Consider the following 22,743-nt stretch of genomic DNA (forward strand, 5'->3'; position numbering starts at 1 on the left):
CAACTCCTTCAATAAACCTCAATATTGGGCGATTGGCGCCGGGCGTATAGTGACTCCATAGACGCGAATAACAGCCCGAAGGAGAGAACTCATGAAACATGAACACGTTGTGGTACAGCAGCCTTCCGCTCCCCGGCAGTTATTCCTCATTTTTCATGGCGTCGGGGATAACCCGGCGTCGATGGCCGAAATCGGCCGCTATTTCGCCAACGCATTCAGCGAGGCGCTGGTGATCAGCGTGGGTAGCCCGAAAGGCGAGAATGGCAGCCGCTGCTGGTTCTCGGTGCAGGATATTACTGAGGAGAATCGTCCCGAACGCGTTCAGCGCGTCCTGCCTGGCTTTATCGAGACCATTCGCTATTGGCAGAAACAGAGCGGTATCAATGCGAGTCATACCGCGTTGGTGGGATTTTCGCAGGGCGGCATCATGATCCTGGAAGCCCTGAAGGCCGAGCGTCAGTTGGCCGGACGATCGGTGGTCTTCAGTGGTCGTTACGCCACGTTGCCAGAACAACCGTTATCGGATGATAGCGTGGTGCATTTACTGCATGGCGAGAACGATCCGGTGATCTCATCCGAGTACGCGTCTTTGGCGGCCCAACGGCTGCAAATATTGGGGACGGACTTTACCTTGGATAGGGTGCCGGAATTAGGGCATGCCATTGATATGCGCATGATGGACTTCGCGTTAGATCGCCTGCGGTACTACATTCCTCAGCGATACTGGGACGAGGCTGTGCAGGGCAAGCGCGGGGAGCTTATCGCCTTTCGCTAAGCGCTGCGCCTTTTTCGCCAAAGGGGGGCAGCGCGTTTCGGCGGCAAGTGGACGCGTCAGCGGAGTGGGGAAGCGAGGCGCATTGCGGTCGGCTCCGCGCCTGCGGATTTCGCGGTTACCGCGAAAGACGGTCAAACAGGATGGAAAGACTATTTTTCGTCCTGTTTTTTATCTTGTTTCTTATCTTTCGGCCAATCATCCTCCTCATCCCACTGCGCATTATTGTCGCGGTGAGGCGGTAGCTCGGGCTTGTCTTTCAGGAACCGTTTGTAATCTACGCGACGTAAATCCTTGATCCCATTAATTAACATTCCCACCAGGATCAGCAGAATGATCCACCAGTAATCAGCCAGCCATGCCATATTATGCCTCATCGACAGCGTGTATAAATCGGGTGAACAGCGTGGGGAGGTCGGGTTTCAGCCAGTCATAACCTGCGACGTCTTCTCCTTCCCAGGCCTCAAGAATGATGTCCGGCGACAGCAACGCCATAGCCTCGCGGGCCAGCGGCAGATAGCTAATGTGCCAGGGTTCAACGGCGACGCCGCCTTTGTCATGGGCATAGGGGCGATAAAAGTCGTACGCCCCCATGTGCTCCGTCAGCCATTGGTTCAGTTCGGAAAAGTAACCGCCGGATTCATATTCCCACGGTTCGAGCTGCAAGGATTGCCCCGACGGCAGCCGATCGGGATCGTACACATCCAGATCGGTGCCCCAATGGTGGCGGCTTCCCCCGGGCAGTGCGGACCACCTTAAGATCGTCTCGCAGCGTTCCGGGACGTCCATCGACAGGGCGTCCACCGGTTGGCTGTCATGCGATAACAGCGGGCGCTGCCCGGTGAATTTGCCGTTCCATATCAGCCGTTGACGTTCAAAGTCGCGAAAGGTGCTGGCGGGCTGGAGATTAAATCCCGCCCGTCTTGCTTGCCGCTGTAACGCCTGAAAGGCGCCTACCGCACCGGGCTGCAGGCGATGCTGACCCGTCAGCGTCGTCAGATGCTGGTCACTCTTTCCGGTCAGCATGGCATGGGTGATCATGCGATCAATTGCTCCATAATCCGTTGATACATACGGCTCAGCAGCTGTAAATCGGCTGCGTTGACGCACTCGTCCACTTTATGAATGGTGGCGTTCACAGGACCTAACTCCACCACCTGCGCGCCCATTCGGGAGATAAAGCGGCCATCTGAGGTGCCGCCGGTGGTCAGCAGTTGCGGGGTGATTTCGCTGTAGTGCTCGACCGCGTTGACGACGGCATCCACTAACGCGCCGCGTGCGGTCAGAAATGGCTGACCCGATAACCACCAGTCCAAAGTATAGTTCAGCTGATGTCGGTCCAGCAGCTCGGCGACGCGCTGTTTGATGGTTTCGTCCGTCAGCTCTGTACTAAAACGGAAATTGAACTGAACCTGCAGTTCGCCGGGGATCACGTTGTTGCTTCCCGTGCCGGCTTTGATATTGGCGATCTGCATACTCGTAGGCGGGAAGAACTCGTTGCCTTCATCCCATACGGTGGAGACCAGTTCGTTTAACGCCGGCAGCGCACGGTGGACCGGATTGTCGGCCAGATGAGGATAGGCGACATGTCCTTGAATACCGTGGATCCGCAGGTTGGCGGTAATCGAGCCGCGACGGCCATTCTTGACGACGTCGCCCGCCCGGCTGGTGCTGGAGGGTTCGCCGACCAGACAGTAGTCCAGACGCTCCTGACGCGCCATCAGCGCTTCCACCACCTTGACGGTGCCGTGCGTCGCGTCGGCCTCTTCGTCTGAGGTGATCAAAAAGGCAAGTCGGCCTTGATGCTGAGGGTTCGCGGCGACGAAGCGCTCAGCGGCGACGACCATCGCCGCCAGCGATCCTTTCATATCCGCCGCGCCACGGCCATACAGCATACCGTCGCTAATCGTGGGTTCGAAGGGAGGATGTTGCCATTGGCTGGCGTCTCCGCTCGGAACCACGTCGGTGTGTCCGGCAAAGGCCAGCGTTTCGCCAGTTCCGCGCCAGGCCCAAAAGTTCTGCGTTTCACCGAAATTCATCTTTTCGACGGTAAAGCCGATGGCCTCCAGGCGTTCAATCATGAGCGTTTGGCAGCCGGCGTCGTCCGGGCTGAGGGAAGGGCGTTTAATTAACTGCTGAGCGAGTTCGATGACGGGGCAGGACACGTTATTTCTCCTCCGCAAAAAATTGCTGGTAGCTGTCGTCGCTGAAGCCGAGCAGCGTTTTCCCATCCTTGTTAATCAGTAAAGGACGTTTGATGAGTGCCGGTTGCTCCAGCATAACAGCTTTTGCCGCAGCGGAATTATCGATCGCCTCTCGTCGGGTTTCGTCCAGTTTGCGCCAGGTGGTACCGCGCTTGTTCAGCAGCGGTTCCCAGCCCAGGCTATCGATAAACGATTGCAGCAGAGTATCGTCCAGTCCATCCGCCCGGTAATCATGAAAACGATAGTCAATCTGGTGGGCCTCCAGCCAACGGCGGGCCTTTTTGATGGTGTCACAGTTCTTGATACCGTACATGGTCGTCATGGCTAATAAACCCTTTGTTTTTTATTAGGAATTAGTATGCAAATCATACCGTTTAATGTAGGTCCGATACCATACCAATCTATGGGCGTTTTTTCATGTCAACCTGGGTGCGGCTCGGGAACCTGGTGGTTTTTCGCCACGTTAAAACAGGTGCGGATGGGGCGGTTGCTGAAGAAATGAGGAAACTTGAGTAAATAAAAGAGGCTATTATTTGATGCCTATTTATTTGGCCTACCATTTCGGACGTCGGGGTTTTGTCGAGGAGGCGTTGTATGAAATTTGCGCTTCATCTTTAGCTAAAAATGTGTTATCGCCGCGGACGGTCTTTCCCAACCTGTTTTTCTTTATCCCAAAAATTGAATAAAAAATGGCGTTAGTTAGTTGTAAAAAGCATATTGCGGGCGAATGCAGGTCATAAAAGGCGCTGGTCGAATTTTTTAACGCTTTTTATTGCATTTCGTCGATGTTCAGCTGGACAAATGCTTCATCTATTGCTGTACTGTGCATGACACAGAGTTTGTGTCTTTCATTCATGTTAAAGGTAAGTTTGATGTCTAAGATTACAGGTAGCGTTAAGTGGTTTAATGAGTCCAAAGGATTCGGTTTCATTACTCCTGAAGATGGTAGCAAAGACGTGTTCGTACACTTCTCTGCCATCCAGAGCAATGGCTTCAAAACTCTGGCTGAAGGTCAGCGTGTAGAGTTTGAAATCACTAGCGGTGCAAAAGGTCCTTCTGCTGCTAACGTTATCGCTATTTAATTATACCGATTTCTAAAAAAACCCGCCCATTGGCGGGTTTTTATTTTTCAGTGAGCCGCCAGCCAGCTGACGAGAGAAAAAGCGAGAGCTGCTAGCGCCAGCGAACCGACGAAGCTCAATACCATATAGATCCCCGCCGTTAACCACTGTCCTTCTTGAATCATCCCAAGCATTTCCACTGAGAACGTAGAGAACGTCGTCAAGCCGCCGCAGAAACCTGTCGTCACCACCAGCTTCCAGTGCGAAGGCAAGTCCGGCAAACGGATAAAATAGCTTGCCGCAGCCCCAATGATTGCCGCGCCAATCAGGTTGGCCATCAGCGTTCCGGTAGGTATTCCCGGTGCGCCGCTGTTAAAACGCAGACTCAGCAGCCAGCGTGCGACGCAGCCAATACCACCACCGAAAAAAACAGCGAATAAATTAGCGTACATGGACATCTTTTATTTCCACAGCAAGTTGGGCTAATCTCGAAACGATGGGCGTACGCGACGTCTGGGTCCGAGAAGGCGTAGACATCATCAGCCAAAAGGCGGTTATGGAGGAATGTCATCTCCGTTGCAAACATCCAAAGTTTACCCGTTAGCACCGCGTTTTTGTAGGTAAGCGCATCGGGTGCCGGTTCATCATGGTCTATGACTCACCGAGTGAGGGAGTGCTATGAAAGTTGCGCTGGGTCAGTTTGCCGTACAACGGCAGTGGCAGGATAACGCGAATACGTGCATTAGGCTGATGCATGAGGCAACGGTCGCGGGAGCCCGCCTGCTAGTGCTGCCGGAGGCGGTGCTGGCGCGAGATAACGCCGATGCTGAGTGGGGAATCAATCACGCGCAGCCTTTGAACGGGCCTTTTGTGAGCCAGCTCCTCTCGGCCAGCGAATCATCATCCCTCACCGTCGTCTTCACCCTGCATACCCCTGCGGAAGAGGGGCGCGTGTATAACACGCTGTTGGTTTTGCGTGAGGGGGAGGTGTTGGCACATTATCACAAGCTCCATCTCTACGATGCCTTCTCCTGGCAGGAGTCTAAACGGGTCACTCCGGGGGGGATGCTTCCTCCGGTGATCGACATCGACGGGGTTAAGGTCGGCATGATGGTCTGTTACGACCTGCGTTTTCCGGATATGGCGCGAATGCTGGCGAATAAAGGCGCCGATGCACTGGTGCTTCCCGCCGCTTGGGTGAAAGGCGCGCATAAAGAGATGCATTGGGAGCTTTTGAATCGAGCCCGTGCGCTGGAAAATACCTGTTACCTGATCGCCGTGGGCGAGTGCGGCGTGAAGAATATTGGCAATAGCATGGTGGTCGATCCGATGGGGGTTGTTGTCGCACAGGCGACGGAAGAACCCGCGCTGCTCTTTGCCGATCTGAGTTTGGAGCGAATTCAACGTGTGCGCCGTCAATTACCTGTTCTGAATCATAGCCGCTTCGAACCGCCTGTATTACGCTGTAAAGGTAACTTCGGCTAATGGATTGCGTCGAGGTACGGGAGTGCCGGTCTTATTTTGTTACAGATGACCGTTGTATTATGATGAAGGCCGTCTTAAAACGGGACGAGGCACAAGTGCTGGCTGTCCCAGCGTATAAAATCAGGTAGGTATTTATGGAAGGTATCAGCATTGCCAAACTGTTGGTGATTGGCGCATTGATCGTTCTGCTTTTCGGCACCAACAAACTGCGTAGCCTGGGTGGCGACCTGGGAGCGGCGATCAAGGGCTTCAAAAAAGCCATGAACGACGATCAGACTACGGCTAAAACACAGACTCCGGAAGAACCTGCTGCGCTCAACGACGTGCGCAACAAGGAATAATCATTTTTCAATGATGCCGGGCGTGCAGCGGACGGGATCCCGTCCGCTCAGTCTTGGTTCCTCACCGGCAAACTGTAATCATTTATTGCCGGATAGACGGATTATTTGACCTCTTCACCCTTCGCCTGCAGGTCGGCGTGGTAAGACGATCGCACGAAAGGCCCGCAAGCGGCGTGAGTGAATCCCATCGCCAGCGCTTCCTGTTTCATCTCATCAAACTCTTCCGGCGGCACATAGCGTTTCACTGCAAGATGGTGGCGGCTGGGTTGCAGATATTGACCTAACGTCAGCATCGTCACGCCGTGACGGCGCAGGTCGCGCATCACTTCCACAATCTCTTCGTTGGTTTCACCCAGTCCTACCATCAGACCAGATTTCGTCGGGATGTCCGGATGCACGGCCTTGAAGTTTTCCAGCAGTTTGAGCGACCACTCGTAGTTGGCGCCGGGACGGACCTGACGATATAGCCGTGGTACGTTTTCCAGGTTGTGGTTGAAGACGTCCGGCGGGCTGGCATTGAGAATCTCCAACGCGCGATCCATTCGGCCGCGGAAGTCTGGCACCAGCGTTTCGATCTTAATCTGCGGACTTTTACGGCGGATAGCGCTGATGCAGTCGGCGAAGTGCTGAGCGCCGCCGTCACGCAGATCATCACGGTCTACCGATGTGATAACGACATAACGCAGACCCATGTCGTGGATCGTCTGCGCCAGCTTTTCCGGTTCGTTGGCGTCGGGCGCGATCGGTCGGCCATGCGCAACATCGCAGAAGGGGCAGCGGCGGGTGCAGATTGCGCCAAGGATCATAAAGGTGGCCGTACCGTGGTTGAAACATTCAGCCAGGTTAGGGCAGGAGGCTTCTTCACAAACCGAATGCAGTCCATTGCGGCGCATGGCATCTTTAATTCCCTTGATCCGGCTTGAGTCGGCAGGGAGTTTAATCTTCATCCATTCGGGTTTGCGCAGCATATCCTGGCGTTCAACGGCAACGGTCCGTACAGGAATCAAGGCCAGTTTATCGGCGTCGCGGTATTTTACGCCACGTTCGATCTGAATCGGTTTACTCATGTTTGCGTAAGTTCCAGTTCTGAATCGCTGTCATGAATTAACGACTAATTCATGAATCGCGTGAGTCGTTAAACTTTTTTTTAAAAAACTCACAAAATTATATCATCTTTGCCCGGTGACAATCAGCCCTTGAGCAGGCAAAAAGCATCATTAGTGTAAATGAAATGTAATGATTATGCCGGGCGGCCGGGTGAAAAATACGCTGTCGGCAGCGGTTCTCCCCGTTGTTCCCACGCCCAATCTATCCATTCGCTCTCTGTGTAGCCGAGTAGCCGCATAAAGGCGGCGGTCAGGACGGGGGCCGTCTTTTCAATGGTCGCGCCGGGTATGAGATCGCGGATCTGCGTCATTTGCATACCCGCATAACCGCACGGATTGATGCGCTGGAAAGGCGACAAATCCATCGCAATATTAAGCGCCAGACCATGAAAAGAGCAGCCATGCCGAATACGCAAACCAAGCGAGCAGATTTTTTTATCGCCGACATACACACCAGGGGCGTCCGGGCGAGCGTGAGCTTCGATCTCGAAATGCGCCAACGTATCGACGACGGTATGTTCAATCGCGCTGACCAACTGACGGACACCGACTTTGCGGCGTTTAATGTCAATCATGGCATACATCACCTGCTGGCCCGGGCCATGATAGGTGACCTGTCCCCCGCGGTCGCTCTGGATGACCGGGATATCTCCCGGCATCAGCACGTGTTCCGCCTTGCCCGCCTGTCCCTGCGTGAACACCGGGGAGTGCTGAACCAGCCAGAGCTCGTCAGCGCTGTCGCCATCGCGTTGTTCGGTGAAGTGGTGCATCGCCAAGGACACTTGCTCGTAAGGGAGCAAGCCTAGCTGACGTATGATGATCTTGTTTGGTTCCACTGGCGTCATCTTCAGAGTCGGGAATGAATGGCGGTCAGTATACTGGATACCGCCGTGGGGACGAATAGCGTCTGCTGTCTGCGTCGGCCTTCCGGTGGTGGAAACAGTCGACGAGATTAAAGCACCATACGTACGATGTCGATTTTGCCCAGCTCTTCGTACAACGTTTCAACCTGCTCGACGTGCGTAGCGTTAATCGTGATGGAAACCGAGTGGTAGTTGCCCTTCGCGCTGGGTTTAATTTGCGGCGTGTAGTCACCCGGCGCATGGCGCTGTACGACTTCAACCACCTGATCGACGAGCTCCGGCTGCGCCAGACCCATCACCTTGTAGGTGAAGGAGCAGGGGAATTCAAGCAGTTCGTTGAGTTTGGTTTTCATTAAGATACTCCAGAGTGGTTTTCTAACGGTAAGACAATAAAAAGTATAACTCCCGCCGAGGCGGGAGTGTGGTTATCCATGTGATATGGGGGCTTTATGCCCGAAAACAAGCGGGGATCAGCTGAACCAGCGGTGGAACATGAGCTTCACATAGTCCATCAGACGGCTGAAAATGCCGCCTTCTTTCACTTCGTTCATCACCACCAGCGGGCGCTGTTCAATGGTTTTTCCATCCAACTGGAAGTTGATGGTGCCAACGACCTGGTTTTTGCTCAGCGGCGCGTGCAGCTCGGTGTTGTTCAACACATAGCTGGCTTTCAGATCTTTCATGCGACCGCGCGGGATGGTGATGTAGACATCTTTTTCTACGCTCAACGCGACGCGATCGCTGTCACCGAACCAGACCGGTTCCGAAGCGAACTCTTTGCCGGATTTCAGCGGCGCCACGGTTTCGAAGAAACGGAAGCCCCAGGTCAGCAGTTTTTTGCTTTCCGTTTCACGGCCTTTGAATGTCCGACCGCCAAGCACGGCGGAAATCAGGCGTGTCTGACCTTCGGTCGCCGAAGCGACAAGATTATAGCCAGCGGAAGAGGTATGGCCGGTTTTGATTCCGTCTACGGTCAGGCTGGAATCCCACAGCAGTCCATTACGGTTGGTCTGACGAATGTTGTTGAACGTGAACTCTTTCTCTTTATAGGTCGCGTACTCGTCCGGCACGTCGCGGATCAGCGCCTGCCCGATAAGCGCCATATCCCGAGCTGAACTGTACTGCCCTTCGGCATCCAGTCCGTGTACGGTTTTGAACTGCGTATTTTGCAGGCCCAGCGCGTTAACGTAGTTGTTCATCAGGTTGACGAACGAGTCCTGACTGCCGGCGACATAGTCCGCCATGGCGACGCAGGCGTCGTTGCCCGACTGCAGAATAATCCCTTTGTTAAGCAGAGAGACGCTGACGCGATCTCCAGGCTTCAGAAACATCAGAGAAGACCCCTGAAACTCCGGGTTGCCGGTCGCCCAGGCATCTTTACCGATGGTCACAACGTCGTTAGGGGTGATTTTCCCCGCCTTGATGGCTTGGCCGATGACATAACTGGTCATCATTTTAGTCAGACTGGCCGGATTACGACGGGTGTCGGCGTTCATTTCCGCCAGGACTTTACCCGAGTTGTAATCAATCAGAATATAAGCTTCGGCGTCGATCTGAGGCACGCCGGGGATCATGGTCTTAAGGTTGACGTCGTCGGCGTGGGCGAAGGTCGATGCACAGAGTGCCAGTAGTGAGCCCAGCACGATGCGTGGCATAAAACGAGTTGCGGTTTCTGTATTCATGATGGAACAACAACATCCATGGGTATGAGTTAAAAACGAGTCACACTATAGCAGATGAAGATCCTGGGCGGCATCAGATAATACGTTACGCAATTTTGCCGAAGGGTCCCGCCGGGCGACGTCTTGACGGGGAAAAACGATGTCACTTTCGCTTCCCCGGTGGGTATCGGCCTACAGCGTTGTGATAAAAGNCTGCTGCTGCGCTTCGCTTGCCAGCCGCTGCTGTAGCTCTAGCGCCTGCTGTCGGCTGGTGAACGGACCTAACTGAACGCGATACAGACCATTGTTCTGCGTGACGTTGCCGTTGACGTTAAAACGGTTTTTCAGACTGCTCAGCCAGGCGTCGGCGCGTTGTGAGTCCTTGAGCGCACCGACCTGAACCACCACGTTGCCGCCAGCGGCGGGCGATGTCGCTACCGCGGGAGCGGCCGTTGAAGCCACCGTCGGTTGCGATGTTTCCAGAACGCCGCTGCGCAGCGGCTGAGGCGCGCCAAGGAATCCGCCGCTTGGGGTTGAATTGGCGGTTGGAGATGCAGTTGAGGCGGCAGTGTCCGCGGCCGTATCGGCGACGGGCGGTGCCGTGACGGTGGTGGTTGCCGGGGACATGACCGGCGCGCTCATTCCGCTGGCACTGAGGTTAGGACGTTCGGGCAGGGCGAAGCTCTGCTTGGCCACCCGCGTGCCGACAGTGCCCGGCCCTGACAGCGTACCGTCGGGCGCCACGCTGATGAAGTCGACCTTGACGCGGGTATTGTTGGATATATTCAGTCGCTCACCTGCGGCGCGCGTCAAATCAATGATTCTACCCGGCGTGAACGGTCCGCGATCGTTGACCCGGACCACCAGTTGACGCCCATTGCTGAGGTTGGTCACGCGCACATAGCTGGGGATGGGGAGAGTCGGGTGCGCGGCGGCCAGCGCATTGGGATCGAACTCTTCGCCAATGGATGTGCGGTTGCCCGAGAGTTCTTCGCCGTACCAGGTCGCCAAACCGGTCTGGCTGAAGTTCTGCGGATTTTTGACGATTTTATAGCTTCGGCCGTTGACGGTGTAATCCTGCATTGTGGAAGGATTAAATGGTTCATAGCGCGGCTCCGCGCCGCCGATCTCTTCCACCGGGCCGTTGTAAACCGCCGGCGCGGCGGGCGCGGNCCTCGCCTGTTCCGTCTCGGTGCTACAGCCAGACAACAGCAGACCGAGCGCTACAATCCCTAGCCAATTCTTACGCATTGCCCACCTCTATAAGCTTTTGGATAACATTTTGCGGTGAGTATGTATCGACATGACGATACCGAATCCCGCCATCAAGACCACCAGGGCCGATCCGCCATAGCTGACCAGTGGCAGCGGTACACCGACCACGGGCAGAATACCACTGACCATGCCGATGTTGACGAAAACGTAGACAAAGAAGATTAGCATCAAACCGCCGACCATGACGCGGCCGAAGGAGTTCTGCGCGTTGGCGGCGATCACCAGACCGCGCATAATCAGGAACAGATAAAGCGTGAGCAGAATCAGTACGCCGATCAGGCCAAGCTCTTCCGCCAAAACGGCGAAGATGAAGTCGGTATGGCGTTCCGGCAGGAACTCCAGCTGCGACTGCGTGCCCTGTAACCAGCCTTTGCCGGAGAGGCCGCCAGAACCGATGGCGATTTTGGACTGGATAATATGATAACCCGCTCCCAAAGGGTCGCTCTCCGGGTCGAGCAGCATCATCACCCTGTCTCGCTGATAGTCGTGCATCAGGAAGAACCAAAGAATGGGAATGAAGGCGGCCAGCAGCAGCGCGGCGAAGCCAATCAGTCGCCAGCTCATCCCTGCGAGAAAGAGAACGAACAGGCCTGATGCGCAGATCAGAATCGACGTCCCTAGATCAGGCTGCGCCGCCACCAGCAGCGTAGGCACGAAAATCAGGGCTAGCGCAATGGCGGTATTTTTCAGGGAAGGAGGACACATATCGCGGTTGATATAGCGAGATACCATCAATGGAACCGCGATTTTGGCGATCTCGGATGGCTGGAAGCGGACCACGCCCAGATCCAACCAGCGCTGTGCGCCTTTACTAATCTGGCCGAACACGTCCACTAATACCAACAGGATCACGCACACGACATACAAGTAGGGCGCCCAGCCTTCGTACACACGGGGCGGGATCTGCGCCATGATGATCATTACAATCAGGCCGAGCACGCATTGAGCGACTTTGCGCTCCATCATATCAATGTTCTGCCCGCTGGCGCTCCACATGACAATCAGGCTGTAGGAGAGCAGTGCCAGTACGCAGAGGAGAAACGGGAGATCAATATGGATCTTGGTCCAGATTGATCCTTTTTGTTGGCTGTCGGTCATGAATTTGCCTACTCAGTTTCACTGCCCGGAGGCGCGGGGGGCGCGACCGGGAGATTGACGTTGTTGTCGCCCAAAATAATATGGTCGAGGATCTGACGCACGATAGTCCCGACTGCGGGTCCGGCGCCGCCGTTTTCCAAAATAATGGTCATGGCCACTTTCGGGTCATTGTACGGGGCGAAGGCAACCATGAGCTTGTGGTCGCGCAGCCGTTCAGCAATTTTATGAGCGTTATAGGTCTCGTTTTCCTTCAGGCCGAATACCTGCGCCGTACCGGACTTGGCCGCGATTTTGTACGGCGAGTCCGCAAAGCTTTTGTGCGCAGTGCCGTTGGCGCGGTTGGCTACGCCATACATGCCGTCTTTGACCAGTTCCCAATAGCCCGAGTGAATATCGCCAATCTGCGTATGCTCTCGCTGAGCGAAAGGCACTTTGACGCCATGCTCCTGCGTACTGGCGAGGAGATGTGGCGTTTTAACCTGACCGTCGTTGATCAGTGTCGTCAGCGCTTTCAGCATTTGGATGGGCGTGGCGGTCCAGTAGCCCTGACCGATACCTACCGGGATGGTATCGCCCTGATACCACGGTTTTTTATATCGCCGCATTTTCCAGTCGCGCGTCGGCATGATCCCGGCGCGCTCTTCAGACAAATCGATACCGGTATAGTCGCCGTAACCGAATTTCGTCATCCATTCAGACAGGCGATCGATGCCCATATCGTAGGCGACCTGGTAGAAATAGGTATCCGCCGACTCTTCCAGCGCTTTGGTCAGATTAAGCCGTCCGTGTCCCCATTTCTTCCAGTCGCGGAAGCGTTTTTCCGAACCTGGAAGCTGCCACCAACCCGGGTCGAACAGCGAAGTATTGGGCGTAATGACGCCCGCCGTCAGCGCGGAAACCGCGATATAGGGTTTTACGGTAGAAGCCGGCGGATAGACGCCTTGCGTGGCTCGGTTGATGAGCGGACGGTTGGGGTCGTTGAGCAGCGTGCGATAATCTTTGCCTGAAATGCCGTCGACAAACAGGTTCGGGTTGTAGCTGGGCGTGGACACCATCGCCAAAAGACCGCCGTCGCGCGGATCGGTGACGATGACCGCAGCGCGACTGCCTTCCAGCAGTTTTTCGATGTAAATCTGCAGATTCAGATCCAACGTCAGATAGATATCTTTCCCGGCCTGCGGCGGCTGTTCGTGCAGCTGGCGAATGACACGACCGCGGTTATTGACTTCAACCTCTTCATAGCCCGGTTTGCCGTGCAGCAGGTCTTCGTAGTAGCGCTCAATGCCGAGTTTGCCGATATCGTGCGTTGCCGCGTAGTCCGCCAGTTTGTCCTCTTTCGCCAGCCGGTCGAGATCCCGGTCGTTGATTTTGGATACGTAGCCGATGACGTGGGTCAGCGCAGAACCGTAGGGATAGTAGCGGCGCTGGTAGCCTTTGACTTCAACGCCGGGGAAGCGATATTGGTTGACCGCGAAGCGAGCGACCTGCACGTCGGACAGGCCGGTTTTCACCGCGATTGAGGNGAAACGGCGCGAACGCTTGCGCTCTTTGCGGAAAGCATCCAGGTCTTCGTCGGTGAGATCGGCGATGGGCTTCAGCGCGTCCAGCGTAGCTTCGAGGTTATTGACCTTTTCGGGGATCAGCTCTAGCTGGTAAATGGTCCGATTCAGGGCCAGCGGCGTGCCGTTGCGGTCATAGATAATGCCACGGCTGGGCGCGATTGGGACCAGCTTGATGCGGTTTTCGTTGGAACGGGTGCGGTAGTCGTCAAAGCGTGAAATCTGTAGATGGTACAGATTGACAACGAGGATGCCGATCAGCAGCAGAATGCCCAAAAACGCCACCAGCGCGCGGCGTACAAACAGGGCCGACTCAGCCGTATAATCACGAAAAGGTTTACGCTCTATGTTCATCCGGCAGGATCAGTTCTGATAGTTCATGGTATCGCCTTACTCCCGGTGGTAAGGATGGTTAGCCGTAATGCTCCAGGCGCGGTACAGGCTCTCTGCCACCAGTACGCGCACCAGCGGGTGGGGCAGCGTCAATGGGGACAGTGACCAGCTCTGTTCGGCCGCCGCTTTACACTGCGGCGACAGGCCTTCCGGCCCGCCAATCAGCAAACTCACGTTGCGCCCGTCCAGTTTCCAACGTTCCAGCTGTTGGGCCAGCTGCGGGGTTTCCCACGGTGAGCCGGGAATATCCAGCGTCACAATCAGGTTGCCTTTCCCCACGGCGGCCAGCATTTGTTCGCCTTCTCGCTCAAGAATGCGGCGAATATCGGCATTTTTGCCCCGTTTTCCGGCAGGAATCTCCACCAGTTCCAGTGGCATATCCTTCGGAAAACGGTGCAGATAATCGCTAAATCCGGTCTGCACCCAGTCGGGCATTTTGGTGCCCACGGCGACCAGTTGCAGTTTCATATCAACTCCAGAGCTTTTCCAGTTCGTACAGCTGACGGCTGTCTTCCTGCATGACATGGACAATCACGTCGCCCAGGTCGACAACAACCCAGTCAGCCAGCGCTTCGCCCTCTACGCCCAGCGGGAGCAGACCGGCGGCGCGGGACTCCTGCACGACATGGTCGGCGATGGACGCGACGTGACGGCTGGAAGTTCCGGTACAGATGATCATGCAGTCTGTGATGCTGGACTTATTGGTGACGTCCAACGCCACGATGTCCTGACCTTTCAGGTCGTCGATTTTATCAATAACGAAGTCTTGGAGTGCTTGGCCTTGCAAATGTTCCCCCTGGGGTAATGTTAATCAGCCTGAGCTTGATGGGCGGAGCGATGTCGCTTTCAGCATGCGCGCAAAAGCGTGGCGAGTCTGCCGCGGCAGGCCGGTTGCCTGCCGTTTGAACCAGCGGCGGAGTATACCATGCAGTCATGTTGAGTGGTATAAAGCCGTCGCTATCGGTACAGCCCGTGTGTATCTATATAATTCAGCACGGGGGCGGGCAAAAGGTCGCTGCAGTCGCGCCCCTGTTGCCTGCGCTGACGGATTTCAGTCGCGGAAATGGGGAGCAGCGGAGTGTTCGCCAGATAGATTAACCCGTGCGGATGCTGATGCAACTGGCTAACCTCGGTAGTGTGATGGGACGTCAGCCATTGCTGTAATTCAGGGGTTTCCAGCGTGCGGCTGTAGCCTGGTCGGGCGCATACCAGCAGGTGGCAATAGCACAGGATTTCCTGCCAGCGGTGCCAGTGATGCAGCGTGAGCAGCGAGTCCTGACCGATGATAAACGCCAGCGGTGCCGTCGGACCGGCTTCCTGTCTTAACGCTTCCAATGTCTCAATCGTGTACGAAGGCGTTTCCCGCCGCAGTTCGCGGTCATCGATGCGGAAAAGCGGGGTATTCGCGATCGCCAGCGCAGCCATGTCTTTACGCTGGTGGGCGTTGGCTTCAGGTTGTTCGCGGTGAGGGGGGACATTATTGGGCAGCAGGACGACCTGCTGCAGTCCGACTTCGGCCGCCAGCGCGGCGACGGGGCGCAGGTGACCAAAGTGAATCGGGTCGAACGTACCGCCAAAGTAGGCGGTCAGTTCGCTAGTTGTATCCGGGATCGGCAAATCAGTAGACCTCAATCAGACTATCGGGCAGGGCTTTTCCACACAAGATCATCGCCAGTGTCTCCAATTCTGCCCAAATAGGCTGGCCGTAATTCTGTTTCAGGGTGATTTCCAGTCTGGCGAGCAGGGTGATGGCCTGCTGTAGCTGTTCCAACGACAGGCGCTGCAAGGCCTGCGTTATCAGGGGACGGCGGTTTTGCCAGATTTTATGTTGGTCGAACAAGGTGCGTAGCGGGGTGGCGACCATCTGCCGTTTCAACTGCAACAGCAGCAAAAGTTCACGCTGCACGGTTCTCAGCAGAATGACGGGCTCGCACTCTTCCAGACGTAGCTGGTGCAGGATGTGCCAGGCGCGTTTGCTTTTCCCCGCCAGGAGCGCGTCCAGCCAATGAAACGGCGAAAAATGCGCGGCATCGCTGACGGCCTGTTCAACGCGGGGCAGCGGCAGTTTGCCGTCGGGGTAGAGCAAAGACAGACGTTCCAGTGCTTGGGACAACGCCAGCAGGTTGCCTTCATAGCAGTAGCAGAGCAACTGGCAGGCTGGTTCATCCAGTTCCAGCTTCATACTCTTGGCGCGTTGCATGACCCAGCGCGGAAGCTGTTCCTGTTCGGGCGTCATGCAGGGCACGTAGATGCTTTTCTGCGACAACGCTTTGAACCAGGCGCTGTTCTCCTGGGCGCGGGTGAGCTTGGCGCCGCGCAAAATCAGCAGAACGTCAGAATGGAGTAGCCCGGCGAGTTTCACCAGCTGTTCGCCTATCGGCGCGCCGGGACCGGAGTCTGGCAGCGTCAGCGACAATATCTGTCGTGATGAGAATAAGCTCAGCGCCTGACAGGCGCCGAAGATGGCGTCCCAGTCAGTCGTGTTATCCAGTGTAAACCGGAATTGTTCGTCAAAATCTTGCTGTTGAGCGGTATGGCAGATGTGATCCTGACTTTCCTGCAGCAGCAGCGGATCGTTGCCGAATAGCAGATAACAACCGCGCAGCCCCTCTCGGAGCTGCGCGGCGAGTTGCTCAGGATAAATCCGGGTCATGAACGTGCGGGAGCGGCTGGAGCAGAATGGGGTGTCTCTTTGTTCTGCTCGGCGTTTTTGCTTCCCTTCACGGTCAGCAGGCTACGCACCAGCTGTTGTGCGGCCTGCTCGCGCATTTCCTGGAGGATAATATCCTGCTCGGCGTCTTTGGCGAGCGCCGTGAGCGGGTTATCAAAGAAAGTGCGGAAGACTTTGACGCTCAGCGGGTAGATATCATCACCCGGCATAAGTACCTGAGCGTTCAGCTCCAGGACAAACTGATACTCGGCGGCTTTACCATCCTGGAAAACGGACGCGGTACTGCGTGTTTGCGAAGCCCCCAGCACGCGCAGGGACGGAATGTCCTGACGTTTGGAATTCTCAACAATGTTCACATTGTTGAGACGAAGCTGCTCGCGCACCGCGCGCGTCATCGGCCCATATGGGTCCGAGCTATCCAGAATCAGGTTATGCAACTGATGCGGCACCTGAGTCGTGCCGCGCAGATGAAAACCGCAACCGGCGGTGATGAGTACCGCCAGTCCCAGCAACAACGTCATTAGTGGGTGTCGCACAAGTTCCTCCTCGCCTTAACCCACAACCAGGTTAAGCAGTTTTCCAGGGACGTAAATCACTTTCCGCACGGTTACGCCATCAAGATACTTGGCCACCAGCGGTTCTTCTGCAGCGCGTTCACGAACTTGCTGCTCGTTGGCGTCGGCCGCAACGGTAATTTTGCCGCGGACTTTGCCGTTGACCTGAATCACGACCAGCTTCGAGTCTTCAACCATAGCCTGTTCATCCGCGACCGGCCACGGCGCGTTATCGATATCGCTTTCGCCGTGCAGCTCTTGCCACAGCGTGAAGCAGATATGCGGGGTGAACGGATACAGCATGCGGACGACGGCCTGCAGCGTTTCCTGAGTCAGGGCGCGATCTTGCTCGCTTTCCTGAGAAGCCTTCGCCAGCTTGTTCATCAGTTCCATGATAGCGGCAATGGCGGTATTGAACGTCTGACGACGACCAATATCGTCGGTGACCTTGGCGATGGTTTTGTGCAGGTCGCGGCGCAGCGCTTTCTGATCGTCCGTCAGTTTCGCGACGTCCAGCGGCTGAACAGCGCCTTTAGCGGTATGATCCAACACCTGTTTCCAAACGCGTTTCAGGAAGCGGTTGGCTCCTTCCACGCCGGATTCCTGCCACTCCAGCGTCATTTCCGCCGGGGAAGCGAACATCATAAACAGACGTACGGTATCCGCGCCGTATTTTTCCACCATGACCTGCGGGTCGATGCCGTTGTTTTTCGACTTCGACATTTTGCTCATGCCGGCATAAATCACCTCGCGGCCTTCGGCGTCGAACGCTTTCACGATACGGCCTTTCTCATCGCGCTCAACGGTCACGTCGGCCGGAGAGATCCACACGCGCTCGCCGTTTTGGCCGACGTAGTAGAACGCGTCTGCCAGCACCATTCCCTGACACAGCAGGCGTTTCGCAGGTTCGTCGGAGTTGACCAGACCGGCGTCGCGCAGCAGTTTGTGGAAGAAACGGAAATACATCAGATGCATGATGGCGTGTTCGATGCCGCCAACATACTGGTCGACCGGCAGCCAGTAGTTGGCCGCGGCGGGATCCAGCATGCCTTCGTCGAACTGCGGGCAGGTGTAGCGCGCATAGTACCAGGACGATTCCATGAAGGTATCGAAGGTATCGGTTTCACGCAGCGCTGGCTGGCCGTTGACCGTGGTTTTCGCCCATTCAGGATCGGCTTTGATCGGGCTGGTGATGCCGTCCATGACCACATCTTCAGGCAGTTTGACCGGCAGCTGATCTTCAGGCGTCGGAATGACCGTGCCGTCTTCCAGCGTAACCATCGGGATCGGCGCGCCCCAGTAACGCTGACGGGAAACGCCCCAGTCGCGTAGTCGGTAGTTGACCTTGCGCTGACCAACGCCTTTCTCAACCAGCGTGTCGGCGATGGCCTTGAAGGCTTCTTCGTAATCAAGACCGTCGAATTCGCCGGAGTTGAACAGGCGTCCTTTCTCCGTCAGCGCCTGAGCGGACAGGTCGACGTCTTGGCCTTCCGCGGCCTGAATAACCTGTTTGATCGGCAGCCCGTATTTGGTGGCGAACTCCCAGTCGCGTTGGTCGTGAGCCGGTACGGCCATGACCGCGCCGGTGCCGTATTCCATCAGCACAAAGTTTGCGATCCATACCGGTACTTTTTCGCCGTTCAGCGGATGGATGGCGTACAGACCGGTCGCCATGCCTTTTTTCTCCATCGTCGCCATGTCGGCTTCGGCCACTTTGGTATTGCGGCACTCTTCGATGAAGTCATTCAGCGCAGGATTTTTTTCTGCGGCCAGCAGAGACAGAGGATGCCCTGCAGCGACGGCGACATAGGTCACGCCCATGAAGGTATCGGGGCGCGTCGTGTAAACCGTCATCTGGCGATCGCTGTCCGCGATGTCGAAGGTAATTTCGACGCCTTCGGAACGGCCGATCCAGTTGCGCTGCATGGTTTTGACCTGCTCCGGCCAGCTTTCCAGCGTATCCAGGTCGTTCAGCAACTGGTCCGCGTAGTCCGTGATCTTGATGAACCACTGCGGGATTTCTTTGCGTTCCACTTTGCTGTCACAACGCCAGCAGCAGCCGTCGATGACCTGTTCGTTGGCCAGTACGGTCTGGTCGTTCGGACACCAGTTGACGGCGGAGGTTTTCTTGTAGACCAGGCCTTTTTCGTACAGCTTGGTGAAGAACCACTGTTCCCAGCGATAGTAGTCAGGTTTGCAGGTGGCGATCTCGCGATCCCAATCGTAGCCGAAGCCCAGCAGTTTTAGCTGGTTCTTCATGTATTCGATATTGTCGTAGGTCCAGGGGGCGGGAGCAGTTTTATTCTTGACCGCCGCGCCTTCCGCCGGCAGACCAAAGGCGTCCCAGCCGATAGGCTGTAGCACGTTTTTACCGAGCATGCGCTGATAGCGTGAGATGACATCGCCGATGGTGTAGTTACGGACGTGTCCCATATGGAGTCGGCCAGAAGGGTAAGGCAGCATGGAAAGGCAATAGTATTTTTCCTTGCTGGAGTCTTCGGTCACTTTGAAGGTTTGTTTTTCTTGCCAGTGAAGCTGGACTTGCGCTTCTATTTCATCTGGGCGGTATTGCTCGTGCATGGCTGCCAGTGGTCCTTTGGGTAGTGATAATGGCTACGTTTGTAGCCCATTGTGCATACTAAAAGATCCGCATAGCATAGCTGATAAGCGTCTTGGGCAACAACACCTTGAGGTCGTCCGGGACGGATTTCTGCCTTGCCTGTTCATCAGCGACGGCCCGCTCGTGCTTCTGATTGCGACAAAACGACGGGGAAGTGCGGAGTGCGACACCGCCTGCGGTTTGAACATGAAAATCATCTACACTGAAGTCATCCTATGTGCAGATGTCAGCATGGTGTCGTCCGGCGACGAGAATCGTAGCGCACGCATCATCCCACCCGGTTTGTTGAGGAGTCGCAATGAATAAAGTAGGCCGTTACTACCAGACGTTAATGTCGGATATCACCGCGCGTTTGCACGGGGGAGAGCGTGATGTGGCGAAGCTTATCGATCATGCGCGCCGCCATATTGCAGAGGATAATGCTTTGACGCAGCAGGAAGGCGAACAGATCCTGCAGGCCATCCGGCGCGATCTCGCTGAGTTCGCACGTAGCTATGAGGAAAGCCGCGACGAAATCACCGACAGCATTTTTATGCGCGTCATCAAGGAAAGCCTGTGGCAGGAGCTGGCGGACATCACGGACAAAACGCAGTTGGAGTGGCGGGAGATGTTTCAGGACGTCAACCACCACGGCGTCTATCATAGCGGGGAGGTGGTCGGGCTGGGCAATCTGGTGTGCGAAAACTGCCACTACCATCTGACTTTTTATACCCCGGAGGTCCTGCCGCGCTGCCCGAAATGTTCGCACGACCAATTTCATCGCCAGCCCTTCCAGCCCTAGCGAGAACGTCACGCACACGAGGTTTCCGGCGTTCATTCCCACGGTCGCCATAGATGTAAAAAAATCCCGGCATCGGCTGCCGGGATTTTTTGGGTCAGAGCGCTGACGTTATGTAGTGATGCACTGCGCTGAACTCGTGTATTAGTGCAGGATTTTCGCCAGAAAGTCTTTAGCGCGTTCGGACTTGGGATTGGTGAAGAAGTCCTCTTTGCGGGTGTCTTCGACAATCTTGCCCTCGTCCATAAAGATGACCCGGTGCGCCACTTTGCGGGCAAAGCCCATTTCGTGGGTCACGACCATCATGGTCATCCCTTCCTGCGCCAGTTCGACCATCACGTCCAGCACTTCATTAATCATTTCCGGGTCAAGCGCGGAGGTCGGTTCGTCGAACAGCATCGCGATGGGGTCCATGCACAGCGCACGGGCGATAGCCACACGCTGCTGCTGGCCGCCGGAAAGCTGTCCCGGATATTTGTCCGCGTGCGCGGAGAGACCGACGCGATCCAGCAGTTTCCTGGCCTTTTCACGCGAAGGTTCACGCTCACGTTTGAGCACCTTGACCTGCGCCAGGGTGAGGTTGTCGATGATCGACAGATGCGGAAACAGCTCAAAATGCTGGAATACCATGCCGACTTTAGAGCGAAGCTGGGCCAGATTAGTGCGTTTGTCGTTGACGGCGATGCCATTAACTTCAATCTGCCCTTCCTGAATGGGTTCAAGTCCATTAACGGTTTTGATGAGGGTCGATTTACCGGAGCCGGAAGGGCCGCAAACGACGACTACCTCACCTTTTTTGACTTCTGTGGAGCAGTCGGTAAGTACCTGAAATTGACCGTACCACTTAGAAACATTTTTCAGGGAAATCATCAAACCGTCCTTTTCTTCAGATAATTAACCAGCATTGATGCGCAGATGCTGATAATAAAATAAACAAACCCGGCAAACAGAATCATCTCAACCTGCGTTCCGTCGCGCTCGCCAATGCTGGAGGCGGTGCGGAAGAAATCGGCCAGACTGAGCACGTACACCAGAGAGGTGTCCTGAAACAGAACAATACCCTGAGTCAGCAGTAGCGGAACCATTGCCCGGAAAGCTTGAGGCAGAATCACCAGTCTCATGGACTGCCAGTGCGTCATGCCCAGCGCCAATGCGGCGGAAGCCTGGCCGCGCGCGATACTCTGAATCCCGGCGCGAATGATTTCAGAGTAGTAGGCCGCCTCAAACAGGGAGAAGGCTACCATAGCCGAAACTAGCCGAATATCGGTTTTCGGCGACAGCCCAAGCACATTTTGTAAAAAGCTTGGCACAATCAGGTAAAACCACAGCAGCACCATGACTAACGGTACGGAACGGAACAAGTTTACGTACAGTTTGGCAAACCAGCTGATGGGTTTGAACGAAGACAGCCGCATGACGGCGAGAAGGGTTCCCCAGAGAATACCGAAAATGACGGCAATCACCGTAATTTTAATCGTGACGCCAAGGCCTTGCAGCAGGTAAGGCAGGCTGGGAGCGATCGAGCTCCAGTCAAATTCATACATTCTTATTTGCTCCCCATATTGCCCGGCAAACGGGTTTTTCGTTCAACGACCTGCATCAGCAACATGATGATGGCGTTGATGGCGATATAGGCCAGCGTAATCGCCGTGAAAGACTCATAGGCATGCGCGGAATAGTCGAGCAGCTTGCCCGCCTGCGCGGCCATGTCGACCAGGCCGATCGTCGAGGCTATCGCGGAGTTTTTGACCAGGTTGAGCATCTCTGACGTCAATGGCGGAACGATGACGCGATAGGCGTTGGGCAACAGCACGTAGCGGTAGGTCTGCGGCAGCGTTAGGCCAATCGCCAGACCGGCGGCTTTCTGGCCGCGGGGCAGAGACTGAATGCCGGCGCGAACCTGTTCGCAGACGCGTGCGGCCGTGAACATGCCGAGGCAGATCATGGACGACAGGAAGAACTGAATATTCGGGTCCAGCTCCGCTTTAAACCACATGCCAAGTTCGACCGGCAGCAGTTCGGGAACCACGAGATACCAGATAAAGAACTGAACGATGAGCGGGACGTTACGAAACAGCTCCACGTAACAGGTGCCGATGCCTGAAATGAAACGGTTGGGCGCGGTACGCATAATTCCCAGCAGCGAACCCAGCAGGAATGCGATGACCCAGGCGCACAGGGATAGTGAGACGGTCACCTGTAGGCCGGAAATAATCCATCCAAGGTAAGTGGTATTACCGAATGGAGCGGATTGCAGGAAAATACCCCAATTCCAATCTGTTGACATAAAAAACTCCGGTAA

Annotated in this window: 26 protein-coding genes and 1 riboswitch; of the genes, 5 read left to right on the plus strand and 21 right to left on the minus strand. The window is 55.6% G+C overall.

What is annotated here, in order from left to right; all coding sequences use genetic code 11:
- The first annotated feature begins 91 nt into the window (after nt 1–91).
- Nucleotides 92–775: an esterase gene (gene ypfH, locus SB13_RS02915; protein WP_036150026.1), complete on the plus strand. Its 684-nt coding sequence runs from the start codon at nt 92–94 to the stop codon at nt 773–775.
- Nucleotides 776–924: 149 nt separating this feature from the next.
- On the opposite strand, the gene SB13_RS02920 is transcribed toward ypfH, so the two are convergent.
- Genes SB13_RS02920 through SB13_RS02935 form a run of 4 tightly spaced genes read right to left on the minus strand, consistent with a single transcriptional unit; the run spans nt 925 to nt 3,298 of the window.
- Nucleotides 925–1,137 carry a YpfN family protein gene (locus tag SB13_RS02920; protein WP_026738915.1) on the minus strand — a complete coding sequence of 71 codons (213 nt, stop codon included), beginning with the start codon at nt 1,135–1,137 and terminating at the stop codon, nt 925–927.
- Between the two features lies 1 nt (nt 1,138).
- Nucleotides 1,139–1,813, minus strand: a complete 675-nt coding sequence (locus tag SB13_RS02925; RefSeq protein WP_026738916.1) for a M15 family metallopeptidase — start codon at nt 1,811–1,813, stop codon at nt 1,139–1,141.
- Nucleotides 1,810–2,937: a succinyl-diaminopimelate desuccinylase gene (gene dapE / locus SB13_RS02930; RefSeq protein ID WP_026738917.1), complete on the minus strand. Its 1,128-nt coding sequence runs from the start codon at nt 2,935–2,937 to the stop codon at nt 1,810–1,812. Before dapE ends, SB13_RS02925 begins: the two co-directional genes overlap by 4 nt.
- Nucleotide 2,938: 1 nt before the next feature.
- A complete protein-coding gene (locus tag SB13_RS02935) occupies nt 2,939–3,298 on the minus strand; it encodes an ArsC family reductase (protein ID WP_026738918.1) in 360 nt (119 codons plus the stop codon).
- A 550-nt stretch (nt 3,299–3,848) separates the two neighbouring features.
- On the opposite strand from SB13_RS02935, the gene cspE reads away from it, so the two are divergent.
- Nucleotides 3,849–4,058, plus strand: a complete 210-nt coding sequence (gene cspE, locus SB13_RS02940; protein WP_026738919.1) for a transcription antiterminator/RNA stability regulator CspE — start codon at nt 3,849–3,851, stop codon at nt 4,056–4,058.
- Between the two features lie 47 nt (nt 4,059–4,105).
- Here cspE and crcB read toward each other — a convergent pair whose 3' ends face one another.
- The gene (crcB, locus tag SB13_RS02945; protein ID WP_026738920.1) at nt 4,106–4,489 is read right to left on the minus strand and encodes a fluoride efflux transporter CrcB; all 384 of its coding nucleotides are present in this window, start codon (nt 4,487–4,489) and stop codon (nt 4,106–4,108) included.
- 71 nt (nt 4,490–4,560) lie between these two features.
- Nucleotides 4,561–4,621, minus strand: a riboswitch (Fluoride riboswitch).
- A 94-nt stretch (nt 4,622–4,715) separates the two neighbouring features.
- Between crcB and SB13_RS02950 the strand changes: the two genes are divergently transcribed.
- Entirely contained in the window at nt 4,716–5,522 is an 807-nt protein-coding gene (locus SB13_RS02950) for a deaminated glutathione amidase (protein WP_026738921.1), read from the plus strand.
- A gap of 134 nt (nt 5,523–5,656) precedes the next feature.
- Complete coding sequence (tatE, locus tag SB13_RS02955) at nt 5,657–5,863, plus strand: twin-arginine translocase subunit TatE (RefSeq protein ID WP_026738922.1); 207 nt, start codon at nt 5,657–5,659, stop codon at nt 5,861–5,863.
- Between the two features lie 101 nt (nt 5,864–5,964).
- Here the strand turns inward: tatE and lipA are convergent, their stop codons facing one another.
- The 13 genes from lipA to leuS all read right to left on the minus strand — a co-directional run bounded on the left by lipA (nt 5,965) and on the right by leuS (nt 19,623).
- Nucleotides 5,965–6,930 (minus strand): lipoyl synthase, encoded by a 966-nt coding sequence (gene lipA / locus SB13_RS02960; RefSeq protein ID WP_026738923.1) that lies wholly within the window; start codon nt 6,928–6,930, stop codon nt 5,965–5,967.
- A 173-nt stretch (nt 6,931–7,103) separates the two neighbouring features.
- Nucleotides 7,104–7,814, minus strand: coding sequence for a lipoyl(octanoyl) transferase LipB (gene lipB, locus SB13_RS02965; RefSeq protein WP_026738924.1), 711 nt, complete (start codon nt 7,812–7,814; stop codon nt 7,104–7,106).
- A 107-nt stretch (nt 7,815–7,921) separates the two neighbouring features.
- On the minus strand, nt 7,922–8,185 hold the full coding sequence (ybeD, locus tag SB13_RS02970; RefSeq protein ID WP_026738925.1) for a DUF493 family protein YbeD: 264 nt from the start codon (nt 8,183–8,185) through the stop codon (nt 7,922–7,924).
- Nucleotides 8,186–8,302: 117 nt separating this feature from the next.
- A complete protein-coding gene (gene dacA, locus SB13_RS02975) occupies nt 8,303–9,514 on the minus strand; it encodes a D-alanyl-D-alanine carboxypeptidase DacA (RefSeq protein ID WP_026738926.1) in 1,212 nt (403 codons plus the stop codon).
- Between the two features lie 171 nt (nt 9,515–9,685).
- The gene (gene rlpA, locus SB13_RS02980) at nt 9,686–10,744 is read right to left on the minus strand and encodes an endolytic peptidoglycan transglycosylase RlpA (protein ID WP_026738927.1); all 1,059 of its coding nucleotides are present in this window, start codon (nt 10,742–10,744) and stop codon (nt 9,686–9,688) included.
- A gap of 9 nt (nt 10,745–10,753) precedes the next feature.
- On the minus strand, nt 10,754–11,866 hold the full coding sequence (gene mrdB / locus SB13_RS02985) for a peptidoglycan glycosyltransferase MrdB (RefSeq protein WP_026738928.1): 1,113 nt from the start codon (nt 11,864–11,866) through the stop codon (nt 10,754–10,756).
- Nucleotides 11,867–11,874: 8 nt separating this feature from the next.
- On the minus strand, nt 11,875–13,779 hold the full coding sequence (gene mrdA / locus SB13_RS02990) for a peptidoglycan DD-transpeptidase MrdA (protein WP_026738929.1): 1,905 nt from the start codon (nt 13,777–13,779) through the stop codon (nt 11,875–11,877).
- 36 nt (nt 13,780–13,815) lie between these two features.
- Nucleotides 13,816–14,286 (minus strand): 23S rRNA (pseudouridine(1915)-N(3))-methyltransferase RlmH, encoded by a 471-nt coding sequence (rlmH, locus tag SB13_RS02995; protein WP_026738930.1) that lies wholly within the window; start codon nt 14,284–14,286, stop codon nt 13,816–13,818.
- A gap of 1 nt (nt 14,287) precedes the next feature.
- Nucleotides 14,288–14,605 (minus strand): ribosome silencing factor, encoded by a 318-nt coding sequence (gene rsfS / locus SB13_RS03000; protein WP_026738931.1) that lies wholly within the window; start codon nt 14,603–14,605, stop codon nt 14,288–14,290.
- A gap of 170 nt (nt 14,606–14,775) precedes the next feature.
- Nucleotides 14,776–15,450 carry a nicotinate-nucleotide adenylyltransferase gene (nadD, locus tag SB13_RS03005; protein WP_072000194.1) on the minus strand — a complete coding sequence of 225 codons (675 nt, stop codon included), beginning with the start codon at nt 15,448–15,450 and terminating at the stop codon, nt 14,776–14,778.
- Entirely contained in the window at nt 15,437–16,471 is a 1,035-nt protein-coding gene (gene holA / locus SB13_RS03010; protein ID WP_026738933.1) for a DNA polymerase III subunit delta, read from the minus strand. Before holA ends, nadD begins: the two co-directional genes overlap by 14 nt.
- A complete protein-coding gene (gene lptE / locus SB13_RS03015; RefSeq protein ID WP_026738934.1) occupies nt 16,468–17,025 on the minus strand; it encodes an LPS assembly lipoprotein LptE in 558 nt (185 codons plus the stop codon). Before lptE ends, holA begins: the two co-directional genes overlap by 4 nt.
- Nucleotides 17,026–17,040: 15 nt before the next feature.
- Entirely contained in the window at nt 17,041–19,623 is a 2,583-nt protein-coding gene (leuS, locus tag SB13_RS03020; RefSeq protein WP_026738935.1) for a leucine--tRNA ligase, read from the minus strand.
- Between the two features lie 338 nt (nt 19,624–19,961).
- On the opposite strand from leuS, the gene SB13_RS03030 reads away from it, so the two are divergent.
- On the plus strand, nt 19,962–20,444 hold the full coding sequence (locus SB13_RS03030; protein ID WP_026738937.1) for a zinc ribbon-containing protein: 483 nt from the start codon (nt 19,962–19,964) through the stop codon (nt 20,442–20,444).
- Nucleotides 20,445–20,585: 141 nt separating this feature from the next.
- Here the strand turns inward: SB13_RS03030 and SB13_RS03035 are convergent, their stop codons facing one another.
- Genes SB13_RS03035 through SB13_RS03045 form a run of 3 tightly spaced genes read right to left on the minus strand, consistent with a single transcriptional unit; the run spans nt 20,586 to nt 22,728 of the window.
- Complete coding sequence (locus SB13_RS03035) at nt 20,586–21,311, minus strand: amino acid ABC transporter ATP-binding protein (RefSeq protein WP_026738938.1); 726 nt, start codon at nt 21,309–21,311, stop codon at nt 20,586–20,588.
- Nucleotides 21,311–21,985 (minus strand): glutamate/aspartate ABC transporter permease GltK, encoded by a 675-nt coding sequence (gene gltK / locus SB13_RS03040; protein ID WP_026738939.1) that lies wholly within the window; start codon nt 21,983–21,985, stop codon nt 21,311–21,313. The genes SB13_RS03035 and gltK overlap by 1 nt, the downstream gene beginning before the upstream one ends.
- 2 nt (nt 21,986–21,987) lie before the next feature.
- Nucleotides 21,988–22,728, minus strand: coding sequence for an amino acid ABC transporter permease (locus SB13_RS03045; protein ID WP_026738940.1), 741 nt, complete (start codon nt 22,726–22,728; stop codon nt 21,988–21,990).
- Nucleotides 22,729–22,743: the final 15 nt, after the last annotated feature.

This window comes from Lonsdalea quercina subsp. quercina, from assembly GCF_000688695.1.
In the GTDB taxonomy this organism is placed as follows: Bacteria; Pseudomonadota; Gammaproteobacteria; order Enterobacterales; family Enterobacteriaceae; genus Lonsdalea; species Lonsdalea quercina_D.

Bases quoted from the DNA above. Each gene is read 5' to 3' on its own strand.
- ypfH (WP_036150026.1), top strand. From the start codon at position 92: ATGAAACATGAACACGTTGTGGTACAGCAGCCTTCCGCTCCCCGGCAG.
- SB13_RS02920 (WP_026738915.1), bottom strand. From the start codon at position 1,137: ATGGCATGGCTGGCTGATTACTGGTGGATCATTCTGCTGATCCTGGTG.
- SB13_RS02925 (WP_026738916.1), bottom strand. From the start codon at position 1,813: ATGATCACCCATGCCATGCTGACCGGAAAGAGTGACCAGCATCTGACG.
- SB13_RS02935 (WP_026738918.1), bottom strand. From the start codon at position 3,298: ATGACGACCATGTACGGTATCAAGAACTGTGACACCATCAAAAAGGCC.
- cspE (WP_026738919.1), top strand. From the start codon at position 3,849: ATGTCTAAGATTACAGGTAGCGTTAAGTGGTTTAATGAGTCCAAAGGA.
- crcB (WP_026738920.1), bottom strand. From the start codon at position 4,489: ATGTACGCTAATTTATTCGCTGTTTTTTTCGGTGGTGGTATTGGCTGC.
- SB13_RS02950 (WP_026738921.1), top strand. From the start codon at position 4,716: ATGAAAGTTGCGCTGGGTCAGTTTGCCGTACAACGGCAGTGGCAGGAT.
- tatE (WP_026738922.1), top strand. From the start codon at position 5,657: ATGGAAGGTATCAGCATTGCCAAACTGTTGGTGATTGGCGCATTGATC.
- lipA (WP_026738923.1), bottom strand. From the start codon at position 6,930: ATGAGTAAACCGATTCAGATCGAACGTGGCGTAAAATACCGCGACGCC.
- lipB (WP_026738924.1), bottom strand. From the start codon at position 7,814: ATGACGCCAGTGGAACCAAACAAGATCATCATACGTCAGCTAGGCTTG.
- ybeD (WP_026738925.1), bottom strand. From the start codon at position 8,185: ATGAAAACCAAACTCAACGAACTGCTTGAATTCCCCTGCTCCTTCACC.
- dacA (WP_026738926.1), bottom strand. From the start codon at position 9,514: ATGAATACAGAAACCGCAACTCGTTTTATGCCACGCATCGTGCTGGGC.
- mrdB (WP_026738928.1), bottom strand. From the start codon at position 11,866: ATGACCGACAGCCAACAAAAAGGATCAATCTGGACCAAGATCCATATT.
- rlmH (WP_026738930.1), bottom strand. From the start codon at position 14,286: ATGAAACTGCAACTGGTCGCCGTGGGCACCAAAATGCCCGACTGGGTG.
- holA (WP_026738933.1), bottom strand. From the start codon at position 16,471: ATGACCCGGATTTATCCTGAGCAACTCGCCGCGCAGCTCCGAGAGGGG.
- leuS (WP_026738935.1), bottom strand. From the start codon at position 19,623: ATGCACGAGCAATACCGCCCAGATGAAATAGAAGCGCAAGTCCAGCTT.
- SB13_RS03030 (WP_026738937.1), top strand. From the start codon at position 19,962: ATGAATAAAGTAGGCCGTTACTACCAGACGTTAATGTCGGATATCACC.
- SB13_RS03035 (WP_026738938.1), bottom strand. From the start codon at position 21,311: ATGATTTCCCTGAAAAATGTTTCTAAGTGGTACGGTCAATTTCAGGTA.
- gltK (WP_026738939.1), bottom strand. From the start codon at position 21,985: ATGTATGAATTTGACTGGAGCTCGATCGCTCCCAGCCTGCCTTACCTG.
- SB13_RS03045 (WP_026738940.1), bottom strand. From the start codon at position 22,728: ATGTCAACAGATTGGAATTGGGGTATTTTCCTGCAATCCGCTCCATTC.